Annotated in this window: 9 protein-coding genes; 8 read left to right on the top strand and 1 reads right to left on the bottom strand. The window is 34.1% G+C overall.

Annotated elements, in window-relative coordinates:
- Positions 1 to 85: 85 nt before the first annotated feature.
- The gene (locus tag R2Q59_RS19500) at positions 86 to 568 is read left to right on the top strand and encodes a hypothetical protein (RefSeq protein WP_316787075.1); all 483 of its coding nucleotides are present in this window, start codon (positions 86 to 88) and stop codon (positions 566 to 568) included.
- A gap of 367 nt (positions 569 to 935) precedes the next feature.
- Here the strand turns inward: R2Q59_RS19500 and R2Q59_RS19505 are convergent, their stop codons facing one another.
- A complete protein-coding gene (locus tag R2Q59_RS19505) occupies positions 936 to 1,910 on the bottom strand; it encodes a hypothetical protein (RefSeq protein WP_316787077.1) in 975 nt (324 codons plus the stop codon).
- Positions 1,911 to 2,114: 204 nt separating this feature from the next.
- On the opposite strand from R2Q59_RS19505, the gene R2Q59_RS19510 reads away from it, so the two are divergent.
- The 7 genes from R2Q59_RS19510 (at position 2,115) to R2Q59_RS19540 (ending at position 16,064) form a co-directional block, all read left to right on the top strand.
- Complete coding sequence (locus R2Q59_RS19510) at positions 2,115 to 3,362, top strand: hypothetical protein (RefSeq protein WP_316787079.1); 1,248 nt, start codon at positions 2,115 to 2,117, stop codon at positions 3,360 to 3,362.
- 249 nt (positions 3,363 to 3,611) lie between these two features.
- Positions 3,612 to 4,634, top strand: coding sequence for an FISUMP domain-containing protein (locus R2Q59_RS19515; RefSeq protein WP_316787081.1), 1,023 nt, complete (start codon positions 3,612 to 3,614; stop codon positions 4,632 to 4,634).
- Positions 4,635 to 5,443: 809 nt separating this feature from the next.
- A complete protein-coding gene (locus R2Q59_RS19520; RefSeq protein WP_316787083.1) occupies positions 5,444 to 6,043 on the top strand; it encodes a hypothetical protein in 600 nt (199 codons plus the stop codon).
- Between the two features lie 525 nt (positions 6,044 to 6,568).
- Entirely contained in the window at positions 6,569 to 6,970 is a 402-nt protein-coding gene (locus R2Q59_RS19525; RefSeq protein ID WP_316787084.1) for a hypothetical protein, read from the top strand.
- Positions 6,971 to 7,235: 265 nt separating this feature from the next.
- Positions 7,236 to 10,631: a helicase-related protein gene (locus R2Q59_RS19530; protein WP_316787086.1), complete on the top strand. Its 3,396-nt coding sequence runs from the start codon at positions 7,236 to 7,238 to the stop codon at positions 10,629 to 10,631.
- Positions 10,628 to 14,659, top strand: coding sequence for an Eco57I restriction-modification methylase domain-containing protein (locus tag R2Q59_RS19535; protein WP_316787088.1), 4,032 nt, complete (start codon positions 10,628 to 10,630; stop codon positions 14,657 to 14,659). Before R2Q59_RS19530 ends, R2Q59_RS19535 begins: the two co-directional genes overlap by 4 nt.
- Positions 14,660 to 15,140: 481 nt before the next feature.
- Positions 15,141 to 16,064 carry a hypothetical protein gene (locus tag R2Q59_RS19540; RefSeq protein ID WP_316787090.1) on the top strand — a complete coding sequence of 308 codons (924 nt, stop codon included), beginning with the start codon at positions 15,141 to 15,143 and terminating at the stop codon, positions 16,062 to 16,064.
- Positions 16,065 to 16,163 lie beyond the last annotated feature (99 nt).

Here is a 16,163-nt window from a genome sequence, read left to right on the forward strand (position 1 = left end):
ATAGTATGGCTTAATTAAACAGAAATTATATTTCAATACAACAAGACTGGAACAATTATTTAGAAAATAAGATAAATTAAAAATAATGACAAAATTTGACGATTTTACATTTGAACATTTAAACAAATTACAAGTAGGTAAAATTGGAGAATATTGGGCGAAGATTTGGATGACATTCGCTGGGTTCGATATTTACACAACGGACGTTGATGACAAGGGAATTGACTTTATAATCAGAACGGATAATGAAAAACATATTGACGTTCAGGTGAAAACCATAAGAACTACGGGCTATGTTTATATTACTAAAGAAACTTGGAAAAGCGGATTACGTGAAAATCTTAATCTAGTTTTAGTTTTGCTTAAAAATAACGAAATGCCTTCTGTCTATTTTATTCCGTCAAAAGTTTGGGAAAATCCGACTGCACTGTTTAGCGACAAAAATTACGATAAGGAAGGTCAAACTAGTAAACCAGAATGGGGAATAAATATTTCTCAAAAAAATATGCAAGAATTGGAACAATATGAAATAACAAAATTTATTGCTAAAAATAAATCAAACGGCTGACGTCGGTTTGGTAATATGGCGGGTTAGTAGCCAAAATGAAGCTTAGTACTTCGTCTGAAATTCAGTGCTGGTAGATAGTTTTGTGTTTCGAAATCGTCAATTTCATTTAGCCACAAAACCTTAAGACTTGTTTTAAACTGCATATGATGTCCCAATTTAACTTTTTTAAAGTCCGAACAAATGATAAATTTTACAATGCCTTTGAAGACGATGATTGGGGCGTAGTCGGTTATCATATTCTTACTTTTTAATTACTTGACTAAATCTACCCCACAAAATTGAAGTCATAAACTGTGGCTTTTTAGGACTTTGTCCGACCAAAAACCACTGATATTCGATTTAATGTTGACTGAATTTAATAAAAAGTCTAATTTTTATTAAATTTTTTATACAGTCCAAATATTACCAATAGATAAAAAATTATCCCGCCGAGAAAAATAGGAGAGAAAATTTTGACATATTTATTTTTTAATATTCCTTCATTTTCTTCAATTGAATAATGTAAAGTTACTGTTCTAGTAAAGACCTTGCTCATAGTGTTTCCATAACTACTCGTCTCCATTTGAATTGGACCAGAACCTATATAGGTGTAGTTATCATTATACTTAAGCTCAAAAAAATTATTTACTCGAAAATATAGACCTTCATCTACAGGAGCAACAGACTTTATAACCAACTCTTGCAAAAGTGTTAGTTTTTTATTCTCTTTAACTCCATTTTGTTCTCGAGTAATCTCATTTCTAAACAATATTCCTTGGTATTTATTTTTAGTTAAATCATTAACATAGCTATATACTAAAGACGGCATTATAGAATAATTATAAAATGTAGTTGGTCCACCACCAGATAATTTGCTAAAATCCATTGTGCTGGAAGTTTTATGGATTAGATTATCAGGGAAGTTGTAAGTAAGTCCTAATCCTATGATATATTCTCCTATTATATCATATCCTTTATCAGTCTTTTTAACAACAATCATAAATGGCGAAAATACGTCTTGCTTAAAATTATACCATTTAAATTCATCGCCTGCCATTACTTGAGTTATTTTCTCCCTGTTACTAAAAGTTAAGGAATTCCAAATGCTCACATCGTTAACTCCGTACCAAGAAATTTTATCAGCAATATTAAAATCTGCAACCTTCTCCACTTTAATAGTATCTAAATCAAGAGAGTATGCGCCGATTTGTTGTTTTCCCTCCAAATATCTATTGTCTATAAGTTCTTGAAGCTCTCGTTTAGAATTGTTCTTGTCAGATATGTAAAAAAAATAACCAAAAGCGGGAATTATTACAGATATAATTACAGAACCTATAATTGCTTTTTTTATCCATTTATTCATCTTATGTAAATTTCTTATTTTATCAGTTGATGATTTTTCAATTTGAGTATCGGTTTCAAATATAAATTAAAAATGGACAGCTTTTCTTACTTTTACCATAGTATTAATTGACCGAATTCTAAAAACCACAAAACGATTTATTTTTAAAATATAGATGCTTAAAAATATTAACGTAACGCCAGCTAACAGCAAATTTGTTCAAAAATGGCTGACGGTGGTTTATGTTCATTCATCAGTTATTTAGTTAATTTAGTGCTGTTCGACAATGGTTCTGCAAGTAATGCCATTTCTGCACAAATTTGCAAACCGTTGGGCTTAATTTTTTCAAACAAACTTCAAATGAAAAGACAACTACTACAAACCTTAACACTATTTGTTATTTTGACATCTTGTAACAATAATGACAAGACCTCAAAGAACAACAAGCAAACCGACAATCAAACAACTGAAACACAAGTTTCGGTTAGAGAACCCAACAATACAGAAAATGGAAGCATAAAAGGAAACTTTGGAGGTTGTGGGTATAATTACACGCCAAGCGAAAACGCAATAGATTTATATGAGCCAAGACCAAGAGAGTTAAGTCAAATAAATTCAATTCTGAAATTTTCAGGCTTAGCATCGAACTTCAAAATTTATAGTGCTTCTATTGACAATGCCGTTGCAACAATCATCGACAATAAAAGGTATATTCTGTATGACCCTAAACTATTATCATATACAGATATTAAATCAGGTAACTATTGGTCTTCAATGTCAATATTGGCACACGAAATCGGACATCATCTTTCAGGACATACTATAACAAATAAAGGTTCAAATCCAAAAGACGAATTAGAAGCAGATAAATATTCTGGCTTCATTTTATATAAATTAGGAGCTACACTTTCAGATGCTACAAATGCTATTCGAACGCTTGGTAATGACGTAGGTTCGACAACGCATCCGCCAAAATCTGAAAGGATAAAAGCAATTACACAAGGTTGGAATGAAGCAAATCAAACACGTTACAATGGTGCAATTCCGCCACCACCAAATGACAACGTCGAAAACTTATGTGAATATACTTCAACTATGCTTATTGATAAAGAATACATTATTGCTGATGAGGATAATTCAATGTATGGCAACCCAGACATATTATATGGAATTATAACAGAAGTCGACAAAGATATTACTCGATTAAAAATCCACATTGTCAAAAGTTCTCAATCATTTAATGAAGGTTTTAGGAAAATTGATGGAGAAGACTGGGATGTAACAATAGATAATAACAATTGGGGCGGAAATAGTGAAATGGACCATTCTTGTTCACTTAATTTTAGTTCTTTTTTTGTGCCAGGTCGAAGAATGAAATTTGGAATGGTTGAAGGATACCCAGGCTGTGGTACATCAGAGGCTGGACATTGGCACTTGACATATGCAAAAGCAATTGATGGAAATAAATTTTAAATTAAAACTACGCCCAACATCGGGTGCTTGGTAAAAATGGCGGGAAATTCTTATAAACCCTGTTCAATGCAAAATATTGGTAACTAAATCTTTATTGTCATTCCCAAGTAAGGCATCCGCTCTTTGGTGGCTTAAGAGTTCAGATGCCATTCTTGTTCATTAGTTTATAAGGTCATAACCTAAATACCTAAAATTAGGTATTGTTATTTGCATTGGTATCAGGTAGATTAGATGAAATGAATATATGATATGAAAACAACCGCTCTCCTCTCGCTTTTAATTGTGTCTATGATGACAAGCACCTCCACCATCGCTCAAGTAAAAAAGCCAGTAACTAAGGCATCAACAGTAAGCACTAAATTCGGCGCTTTAGCCATTGACCGCTCAAACGGATTTTACTATGGGTATTCCTCTGATGCATCAACTAAGGCTGAAGCCGAGAGCAGGGCTATTGCTGAATGCAACAAACGGGGTGGAAACTGTTCAATAGTCCTGACCTTTTCGGGAACAGGATGTGCTGCATACCGTACGATTAACGGCAACGTAGGAACGGCATTTGGTTGGGGAATTGGCAAGACTAAGGAAGAGGCAGATGCAATTGCAATTAAAGAGTGCTTAAAACGAAGTAATGGCATTTCGCCTCCCAATTTTGTTTGGAGCTGTAACTCTTCAGGAACGGGCATATTGAAGGAAATCTATAATGCCTCTAGTGAAATCGTTGGGATCAAAGTAGTAAAGATTGGTAATCAAAACTGGTCAGATAGGAATTTAGATGTAAGTACTTTCCAGAACGGAGACCCTATATTTGAAGCTAAAACCATTGTAGAATGGCAAAAGGCTGCTGATGAACAAAAACCTGCGTATGTCTACCTTAACTACGACAAGGCCAATGGGAAGAAGTTTGGAAAGATATACAACATATATGCAGTTATGGACACAAGGGGTCTAGCTCCAAAAGGTTATCGTATTGCTACGAGAAACGATTGGGTGGAACTGGGAAGTACTATTGGTGACTTAAGCACGGCTGCTGGTAAGTTGAAGAGCAAAACGGGATGGACGAACAACAATGGAACGGATGATTATGGTTTTAATGCTCTGCCTGCAGGAAATTGTTGCTTCAATGGAATTGGTGGAGCGGCTTCTTATTGGAGTTCCACATCTGCCAATGATAAAAATCAATATGGCGTTACTTTATACAGTGGTGGGCATTATTATGAAGTTTCAACTTTCTATAAGTCTGCAGGTCGATATGTTAGATACCTAAAGGATTAGGTTTGCAGGGTGATTTGTTACTGTTCCTAGTAAATTGATTTCATTCCTAAACTCAGCCTCTCCTCAAAAGAGGTGGCTTAAGCGAGGAAAGGCTAAGTCCAGTCATTGGTTTATAAGGTGAATTTGGGTCAGTGCTATTTATAAAGCAAGTGCTGAACACTTTTTGGTCTGTAGTTCTTGGGATAAGGCAGTGCTTACTCGATAGGAAAATCGGTACTCCGCAAGGCTCAGTTCTCAAAAAACACACGCCAAAACTTCTTTTTGTCACGGTTTTTATATTGAACTTCGGTTGCTTCGTGAAAGCTGTCTTTATCTTTATCTAGGATTTTATTCGCTCACAAATTCGCTTCACTTTATCCTGGATAAATCTAATCGCTTTCCACTTTTCGGCTCACCTGCGTAATCGCTGCAGGCTTCACAATCGTCATAATATTTGTTCAAATATTCCGCCTATTGCTTGTGTTAAAACATAGCTAAAGTCATACTTCGTATTTCCCCTTTAGCACCTTTACTCAGTTCGCAGGCGGTGAGCATAACCTGTAATGGGCTTATATAATAGTATTGCCCTTGTAAAAGATAAGGAATGATGTTTTTTAATCATATCCAAAATTGAAAAGCTACCTGTTAAATGAAGAAATTGATTTGATTTTTGGATATTGTTATATTAATTGATTTAACACCTTTGCTCAGTTCTCAGGCTGTGAGCGTAGCAGATTGGTAAATACAATTTGAATAAAAACTCCGATTTCTCTTGATTAATATAAATACATTTATTATACTTAATTAATTCGTACAAATTAACACTCAATATGGAACAGGTAATTATTGATTTCTTCAAAAACCTAGAAGCTAAACAAACAGAATTATATAGTGAGGCTGGTTTACAGCATGAATTGGCAATATATCTGAGAATAAATCACCCAGAGTTTACAGTTAAACTTGAATATCCCACAACTTGGATTTATCCGAACAGCAAGCTCATTAAGAAAGAAATGGATATTTATATTCAAAGAGGGGAAGATAAGTACTTAATAGAATTGAAAATGTTAAAATCTAATTCTGGGACCCCAAACCAACTATACAAAACAATAGAAGATGTAAAATTTGGAGAGCAGTTAGTTGAATTAGGTTTTACTAATAGTTATTGCATCCTAATCTCCAACAACCCATCTGTGTGGCAAGCAAAAACAGCCAAGGGGATGATTTATAAGATGTTTAATGGAGATAGAATAAATATAAGTTCAATTGCTGATTTAACTGAATTGCAAAGCTTTCTGCAAAGCAACAATTGCATTCAGTTGTCTAAGACCTATTCCGCTGGTTGGAATAAACTTATTGACTACAACAATGTCAATTGGCAATATTATATACTCTCAATAAATGAAAATTATGCTTTAGTATGCGAATAAATAATCCAAGGTGGTATTTAGGGCGGTATATATTTCTTGAAAAGGAAAATGATAGCATTGATTTCAAATTTGACGGCGGTAGTAGTAACTCTGTTTTGCTTCTAGAACGTGAACAATGCTTAGGCTTGGGAGATTTAGCTTTAGAATTAGCCTTAAATGAAGATGTTAAAATGCTAATTTTTCTCAGTACAAATCGAAGCTATTTTAGATTCCAAAGTAACCAATTGAAACCTGCTGATGGCGTTTTCGGTAATCAAAAGGTCGTCGACGATGACAACATCTATTTTTTTATTAGCGGTGATATTTCAAGCCTCATTAAATCTTCGTCAACCAGTAGATTTAAACTTCTAGTGATATTCAAGAAAAATCCAAAACTTCTTGAGGTATTCAATGATGTTAATATAATGTTGCCCTAGTAAAATGAAAGGTAGTAAGTTTCAACTAATATGCTTCCTATTATCTTTAGAAAATAGAAGTTTAGTAAAGAAATAATAACCCTCCAAAAAGACATAAAATGTTTTGAGAATGAAAAGATATCTTAGCTTTATTTTGATTGCTTTTTTGACAATTAGTCTTACAAGTTGTGCAACGTATACAACAATAAATTCTAATAAATGGTTGGAATACGAATTGCCACCCTCTAGAATTGTCCAAAACGGACAAGTTTTTTTTGAAGGAAAGCTATCTGATGGCTCTATGTTCTCCGTATTTACTGATGACAAAATTCAGGAAGATGCAAGATATTATCATATTATGTTATGGCAAGATTTTGGGTGGACATTAAAAGACGATAAAACTTGGGTATCTCCTCCAAGTGCCCGTCATAGAAAGCTTGGACATATTTATATTAATCCTAGTAGAGGGGCAGCAGTATATTACCATCCGGACAGAGAATATTCTGTTTTTAAAGTAACTATCACAAAATAGGAGAACATCAGATAAAACACTGATATATATTGTTGAATATCCAAAATAGCTTACCTACCTTTTAATTAAAGAAATAATATAAAGTTTTGGATACATTAAATGTTCATTATTTTATTATGTCATTATTTATTGAGTTGGAATTGTATATTTATAACATTGGCTTATTTATGCTATAAAAATGTATTTGAGGACTAAAGAGAATTTCTTTGTTTAAACAGTAAATAAAAGTCAAACATTATCAAAGAAAGAATAAATAAAATTACACATGATTTTAGACAACGAGAATGAAAATATTAAAGTTCACGAGTGGATTACAAAATATACGCAGAAAGGTAAGTTATCTATCGTTACTGGGTACTTTACAGTTGGTGCATTAGCTTATTTATCAAAGGCTACGAAAGACAAAATCGACGAATATAAATTCATACTTGGTGACATAGTAAACTTTGACTTCGACAAGGACAGAACGCTTGACCTTTTAAACGAGGAAATCAATATTGACTCATCATTAAAACTTAGCAAGGTTGCACAAGAAGCTGTAGCATTTTTAAAACTTGACAAGGTTGTTGCAAAGACGCTTGAGCCAAATTTTTGCCATGCTAAAGCATATTTATACAAGCATAACGACAAAGACCCACAGAAAGACTATTACATTTCAGGAAGTTCAAATCTGACAGAAGCAGGGGTTGGTTTAAAAACAACAAATAATGTTGAATTAAATATTGGAAGTTTTGGTTCCGACCCACAATATAACGAGTTAATAAAATGGTTTGAAGGCTTGTGGTCCAGACCACAAGCCCACGATTATAAAACTGTTGTTGATGGCAACGGTGGCGTTAATCGAATTCCTTTCAAGCAATACCTTATTGACGAAATCAAGAAGATTTTTACCGAATATTCTCCAAAGCAACTTTACTATAAAGTTTTGTTTGAACTATTTGGCGATGAATTACTACTTGAAAAAGATAATCCCGAATTCAACCGACAAATTGGAAGGCTTGAAAACACTGCTGTTTACAATGCCTTATATGAGTTTCAGCAAAAAGGTGTTTTGAGTTTGATTAAAATGCTTCAAAAACATAACGGAGCGATTTTAGCTGATGCTGTTGGTTTGGGAAAAACTTGGACTGCGTTAGCTGTAATGAAATTCTATCAACTTCAAGGACGTGAAGTGATTTTAATTTGTCCAAAGAAATTGCAATACAACTGGCGAATTTACCAGAAGAATCAAAACTCAAAATTTGAGAAAGACCAGTTTGAATATTTTCTTAGATTCCATACCGACCTTACGGACGACCTAATGCAAAAATACCACGACCGAGCAGACAAAATGTTTTTGAGTGAAAAACCTAAACTGTTTGTAATTGACGAAAGCCACAACCTTAGAAATGAAAAATCGAAACGCTATAAATTTTTAGTTGAACAGATACTTTCACAAAACGAAGATGTAAAAGTGTTAATGGTTTCAGCAACACCAATTAACAATTCATTGATGGACATTCGGAATCAATTCAAATTGATAGTTGGCGGTAATGCAAAAGGATTTGAAGATTCATTGGACATCAAAAATATTGATTATACTTTCAGAGCAGCACAAAAAGCATTCAATGAATGGACGCAAGAACCTGAACCAAAAATTGGTGAGTTCATTAAAAAATTACCCCCTAACTTTTTCAAACTAACCGATTCTTTGACTGTTGCCCGAACTCGCAAAATGATAGAAGGACATCAGGACGGATTAGAATTCCCTGAGAAAACAAAACCAGAAAATATTTTCGTTACACCAAAGCAAATTGGAAACTTCGAGAGTTTTGAAGAATTGTTCAACCATTTTCCACCGATGCTTTCAGGCTATCAACCTTCATTTTACATTGACGAATTTGAGGATGCTGACATATTACACGATGAAAAGCAACGTGACCATTTTTTGGTAAAGATGATGTATATCTTGTTGGTGAAAAGGCTTGAATCATCTTGGTGTTCCTTTCAGTCAACAACTGAAAAAATATTGGCTCATCATCAAAAGGCACTTGATAGAATTAAACAATACCAGAAAACTAAAAAGGAAACAGGCTGGAATGAAGCCCAACCTTCTCTATTTGATGATGATGATGATATTTTAGCTCACCTAGAAGATTTTACTTTAGGCAAAAAACGTAAAACCCGATTGATGGATATTGACCGTTCGGGCAATATCGAAAACTACAAGAAAGATTTAAAAGCAGATATTGAAGCATTGCAATTGCTCCAATCAAACTTAATTCAGTTTGAACGCAAGATTGCCAAAGAAATAAAAAAGCCTAGAAACCACAGCAGCGAAGACGATAAACTTGAAACGCTTATAAGCCGCATTGTAAAGAAAAGACAAGCAGGTGAAAACGGAGGCAATGCAAAAGTCTTAATTTTCACTGTTTACAAAGACACCGCATTTTATTTGTTTGAGCAATTAACCGCAAGAGGTTTTGACAATGTGGCTGCCGTAAGCGGAGATACTTCTACCGTATGGAACGAAGAAGGAGAAACGAAAAAATACGAACCAATTTTGGAACGCTTTGCACCTTTCACCAAATTGTTCCGTGAAAAAGAATGGGCTTTTAAACCTTCAAGTAAAGAGCTTACATTAAATAAGCAGTTTGATGAGTGGCAACAATGGATTGCGGAAAACGACAAACCGACTTATGAAAAACTACAAAACCCAGTTGACATTCTTATAGCAACGGATGCTTTGAGTGAAGGACAAAACCTGCAGGATTGTGATTTGGTCATCAATTACGATATACACTGGAACCCTGTTCGCGTTATTCAGAGAATGGGTCGTATTGACCGTTTGGGTTCGCCAAACAAAAAAGTATTCGGAATTAACTTTTGGCCATCCAATAACATCAATTCTTATTTGAATTTGCAAGGCAGAATTGAACAGCGAATGGCAGCAATGAAACTGGCAGGTTCTGAAGTTCATTTAGATTTCTCCGACACTTTCAAAGAAATGGCAGAGGATGAAAATTTGGAACAGAAACAAAAAGCAAGAATGTTGGAGCAAATGCAATCTTCTTGGGAAGAAATTGACACCGAAAAATCATTGGGCTTTGACGACTTTTCTTTGGAAACTTTCCGTCAGGAATTGTTGGAAGAATTGAAGAAGAACGAACAGTTTTATAAATCGCTTCCCAACGGAATTTATACAGGTTTTAAAGCTATACAAGAAGTTTGCCCACAAGAAGGAATGATTGCATTATTGGGCTATCCGAGTAAACCTACCAACTCAACAAACTTTGAATACAAAGGTTACGAACTCATTTACATTGACCATTCGGGAAAATCGGTTTTCTTAAACCAAAAAGAAGTGTTGGACGCATTGGCAAAACACAAAGAGGAAATCCGCTATGTGCCAAAAGCTATTGACCAAGGAGAACCGAAATCAATTGAGCATTTATCATCTGCATTATCCACTTGGCTTAAAAGTCAGGCAACAGAAGAAGAAGTTCAGGAAGATGGAACAGTAAAACAAAAAATGGGAAAAGCTTCTCTTGATATGTTGAACAAACTAAAATCAGGAAGCAAATCCACTATTCAAAAACTAAAAGACGAAGGTTCCGCTTCGCAGAAATTCAATAAAGACAATTTCGATTTAATCACTTGGTTTATTATAAGCAACAAATGAATTCAATTATAAAGTTTCATACCGATTCGTTCATCAATGCTTTAAAGGCATTTTTTGAAGAACTGAAAGTGCCAGTTGATTATTTGGCTGACGAACCTGCTTCGCCTGCTGATGTTTTAGGTCAAAGATTTAAAGCTACAAACGAAGCACACAAACTCATTTCTGATGTTTATGCTTTGGGTATGGTGAGTGATGGCATTTTTGAAGGAACTGAAACATTTAAAAATTTAGCCCAAGTAAAAAAACTTAAAGCCGATTATGATGGCTTATTGATATTTGGTGTAACACTGAATAAACGAAAAGACAATTTACCTATTACAAGAAGCCACTTATCAGAAATTACAAGAGCTTTCAACAGAACTTTTCCTTACACACCAGTAACCATCATTTTCAAATACAGTAACTTAATTTCGTTTGCCAACAGCGAACGCATTAAATACAAACAAGAATGGCGTGAAGGAGAAAAAGTTGGCAAGGTTTCATTGCTTAAAGACATAGATACACAGCAACCGCATAGAGGACATTCATCTATTCTAAAACAATTGGTCATTCCAACCACAGGAAGCAAAGCTGTAAAGAGTTTTACTCAATTATATTATTATTGGCAATCGGTTTTTTCTATTTCGGTTCTGAACAAGAATTTTTACGAAGACATTATTGCTTGGTTCAACAATGCAGTCAAGGACATCAAAATCCCTGACCAAAACGCAGGTTCTGAAAAGCATAAAGATTTTACTGTTCGCCTGATTGCCCGATTAATTTTCATTTGGTTTTTGAAAGAACTCAAAGTAGTAAAAGATGATTTGCTACTTCCTGAATTTGATAACGGAGAAGACAACAATTTAATAAAACCTAAGTCAAAAGGAACAGCATACTATAAATTCATTTTACAAAATCTGTTTTTCAATGCACTGAACAGCGAAAAGAAAGACCGTGATAAAAAAGTGTTTGATGTTTATGCTGCAAATTTTGCAGATGAAAAAGCCATCAAAGAAGCTATATTCTTTTCTCCATACCTCAATGGTGGTTTATTCGACATTCACCCAAACGACTGGTGCGAATCAGGAAAAGTAAATAATGCCTTTGCCGTTCCTGACTTATTGTTTTTAGACAAAGAAAAAGGACTGAACAGCATACTTGCCAGATATAAATTTACCATTGCAGAAAACACACCGCTTGAAGAAGAAATTGCCGTTGACCCTGAAATGTTGGGGAGAATATTTGAAAATTTATTAGCTGAACAAAGCGATGACACGAAAGAAGCAGCTCGTAAAAATGCAGGTGCTTTTTATACGCCACGCCCTGTGGTTTCTTATATGTGCCGAAGCACTTTATTGAAGCACCTTGATACTGAAATAAAAACCGAAAACAGCAAAGCCATAATTCATAAACTGTTGGAAACAACTGTGCTTGACCCTGCTTGTGGTTCGGGTGCTTTTCCAATGGGAATGTTGGAAGAAATGATGCAGGTGCTTACAACCGTTGACCCCGAAGGAAAAGTATGGGTAGCAGAAATGATGAAATCGAAAGACGAGCAATTCAGAGAACATATTTCTGAAATGTTTGCCGATGGACAAATACGCTATGTGAAAAAATTAGGATTGCTAAGAAGTTGTTTGTTTGGTGTGGACTTGCTAGAATATGCCATTGAAATAACTAAACTCCGTTGTTGGCTTTCGCTTATTGTGGAACAAAGGGTTGATTTCAGCAAAGAGAATTACAACCTGAAACCGTTGCCCAATCTTGAATTTAAGTTTTATAAGAAAAACTCATTGTTCCGTTTTTACAAAGACAAAAATCTAAATGAACTGATTGACGAGATTGACAATGATAAATTATTGAAAGAATTGGTGAATCTTGAAAACCAATATTTCATTGCTAAAAGCGACCGACACGGAACCAAAGAGGAAATAAAAGATAAAATTGTAAAACTGCTTGAAAAAGTGGTGGACAGACAAAGCGAAAATATAACCAAACAAATCAACTCTGTTCGGGCGGGTATTAATCATTTGGTATCAAACGGAACAACCGATAAAGAGATTGCCAAACATCGCAAAAAGGAAAAAGTACTCGCTGAAGAATTAGGCGAATTAGCAATTTTTAAAAACACCATCAAAGATTACTTTATTGAGCGAGTGGTATTCCCTGGCATCTTCAATAAAGAAAGTAAAAACCCCGGCTTTGATATTGTTATAGGCAATCCTCCTTATGTAAACACAAAACTCATTAGCAGTATGGGTATAAGCAAGAAGCTGGATGAAGAATACGGCTATTGCGATGACCTATACAATCACTTTACGTTTCGTGGTCTTGAATTGCTGAAATCGGGTGGCTTGTTGAGTTATATTACTTCTGATACTTTCTTGACTTTACAAACCAAAAAGAATATTAGGATGGAATTTTTAGGAATTCCTACAATTTCAAAAACAGGAGATGGGCTTTTTTCTCAAGAAGAGATAGTTTTACCTGAATGTCAGGTAATGGAAATAATCAATACTCCCAAAGCATTTGCGGCATTGGTAGACACCGCAATTTTTACTGTAAAAAAAGAAAGAGCCATTGACAAACCAGAGATGGTTTACGTAGATATTAGAAAACCGAATGCAGAATCATTCAACATTTCAGAAGAAGAATGGAAACAGGTCAGAACTTCAAAAGAAAATCTTTCAGGTTGGGAACGTATTTTAGATAGAACATTCAGTTCATTAGGACACGACACACCCAAGTGGAAAAATTCTCATACTTGCGATGGCGACACAGTGTTTAAAGATGATAATTCAACTTTATTAAAATTTAAAGTTTCATTTGAACCTTATCGAAAAGCAATCAACTACGCTATTTTCTCACCAACAGAATACAACAGCCAAATTTTAGAAAAGATAATAAAACCTGCCCGACCTGTTTTTGATACTTGGTGGAGTAAAATTGAAACTTCCAGACAAATTGAAAATAACCGTGCTTCAATTAAAAGTCACGTTAAATCAATTAAGCCAAATTCGATTACTTTAACTGGTTTATTGACTGATGGTGGGCAAGGTTTAGCAACAGGTAACAATGGAAGATTTGTTGGCTATCGTTCTACATCTCGATTTGCAGAGAGATGTAAAGAAACAAGAGTGCAGAAATTATGGAAAGCTATACACGATGAACCAAAAATCAAACGAAAATTTGACCAACTCTCAGATTGTGGTAGCATTGATGATGTGAAAGAAGTTTTAGGCGATTTAAAAGAAATTGAAATTTGGGAGCTGTTTGATGGCATCAAAGAAAAATTTGGATTGAGAGTTTTTGGAAAGGGCTTTATATATCGCATAATTTCCGACTTAATGATTTTTGACGTTTCAGCAATAAAGGAGAGACAAAAACTCGAAGGAATAACTGGAAAAAAAACTTATGTGCCTTATGACAAAGGCGATAGAGAAGGAAACCGATGGTATGCAGAAACACCTTATTTAATTGACTGGAGCGAAGAAGTTGTAGTTTGGCTAAAGAGTCATTCAGGTCATAGTGGTGTTGGAATGCCCGTTGTAAGAAATCCGCAGTTTTATTTTAGAAATGGCTTTTGTTGGAGTGATATTCTAAACCCTAATTCATCATATATAAAATGTCGACTAAAAGGGCAATCTGTGAATGATGTGAAGTCAATGTCGCTATACGATGAATCAGGTTTAGGCGATAAATATTTAGTTACATTCATTAACTCATATTTAGGCTTCAAAATTATTCGAGAATTCCTAAATAACACAGTTGCTATTCAAATGAATGACATTCGTAAACTTCCTATCAAAATACCATCGGAGATAGAATTGAAAGCATTCAATAGAAAGTTTGATGATTGTATCACAATTAAGAAAGAATACTTTGCAGGAGAAATAGACCGTGCAGAAACGAACACCCAACTCCGCCCAATAGAAGACGAAATAGACGAAATGGTAAACAAGCTTTACGGCATAGCAGCCAAAAACGACATTGTATTGGATGAGTTTGAAGAGGAAGTATTTCTAGTTGAAGAACCCGATATTGATTAGTAACAGCTATAAAGGCAAATAACTATAAATTATAAAAGTAGGAGAACCATTTCATATAATTAAAAGTTTGATTAATTAAGCGAATGTTAAAAGAAAATAAAACTGTTAAAAGAACATAACTGATAAAAAGTCAGGCCTAGTTTTAAAAATATTTTTCAAAGTATTTAAAATAGCCTAGTTTAATCGCCCAGGCTATTTTATTTAAACTCTTATTGAAAATTACCCTCTTAAAAGCAACGAAGATAATTTCTCATTTTTTTAGCGGGGCAAACTTCTTATTTATATATCCTAATTTGAAACTTTCCTCTTAAATAAAGAAATCCAGCGAATTTTTGGATATTATATTGACACCTCGATTTAGTTCGCAGTGCTAGTGAGCGATAACTAAAAATTTTGCTTTATTGTGATGTTAAAATTTAAGAGCATTTAAATTTTATTTACTTTAGAGTAATTATATTTTACCACTCTTGTGAATATCTATATGATTAATCAAAACTTATTTGAAATACGTAGGTATGACACTTATATACTATACGTTCTTGCTATTGTAAAAGATGAACTAACAATTAACTTTATACTTTGCATTTTATTGGTTTTGTTTTTTCTATCATTCTATTTTAAAAAATTTAAAGGACTAAGAAACCAAAAGGATGTAGAAATTTTGACAAGCGCTGAACAAACTAGGATTTCTAAAACTGAAAATGTTCCTAAAATCAATCCTGGACGGGAAAATTTAGATTATGTTTCCAGATGGATTAACCGAAAGATTGAAGAGCTTGATAATAGGCTTTCTTTAAAACAATTATTACTTTTAAAGGACAATAATAGAATCTATTATGGTGACTTACTGAATTGTTTTGAATGGAAACATAAAAGAATGCAAATTCTTATTCGAGATGGATTTGAATGCAAGAATTGTAAACATATTGATGAAAAAAATCATGTTCATCACACATATTATATACAAGATAAATTTCCTTGGGAAATAAATAATTCTGCATTAGAAACCCTATGTTCAGAATGTCATACTAAAGTCCATAGTAACCAAACTATTCCCCTAATGACTGAAAACTTGACAAAGACGTTAACTGTAATTAGGAGGATTGAGTTAGTTTGCTCGAGGTGTGGTGGTCATGGATATATACCTCAATATAATCATGTACTTGATGGGATTTGCTTTAAATGTCGGGGGCATACAGAAAGAAATGGGACTTTTCAAATTCCACTTGGGCTAGTTCTTGAAAATCTAAATGCATATAATCAAGTTTCAAGAAGGACTGCTTACAGCATTTATCTTAGGAGTTTAAATAGCTCAATGTTAGAAAGGCTTATTGCGAATGGAATTATTAAAAATGAAGTTCGCCTAGGAGCTGATACAGTTGAAGAGGAAGACCTACCATGGTAACTGTTGAATATCTAATAATTGAATTGGCTTCTTAAATTAAGGAAATAATGAAGCTTTTGGATATTGCCTTTGCACCTTTGCTCAGTTCGCAGGCAGTTC

Source organism: Pedobacter frigiditerrae (assembly GCF_032678705.1).
Lineage (GTDB): Bacteria > Bacteroidota > Bacteroidia > Sphingobacteriales > Sphingobacteriaceae > Pedobacter > Pedobacter frigiditerrae_A.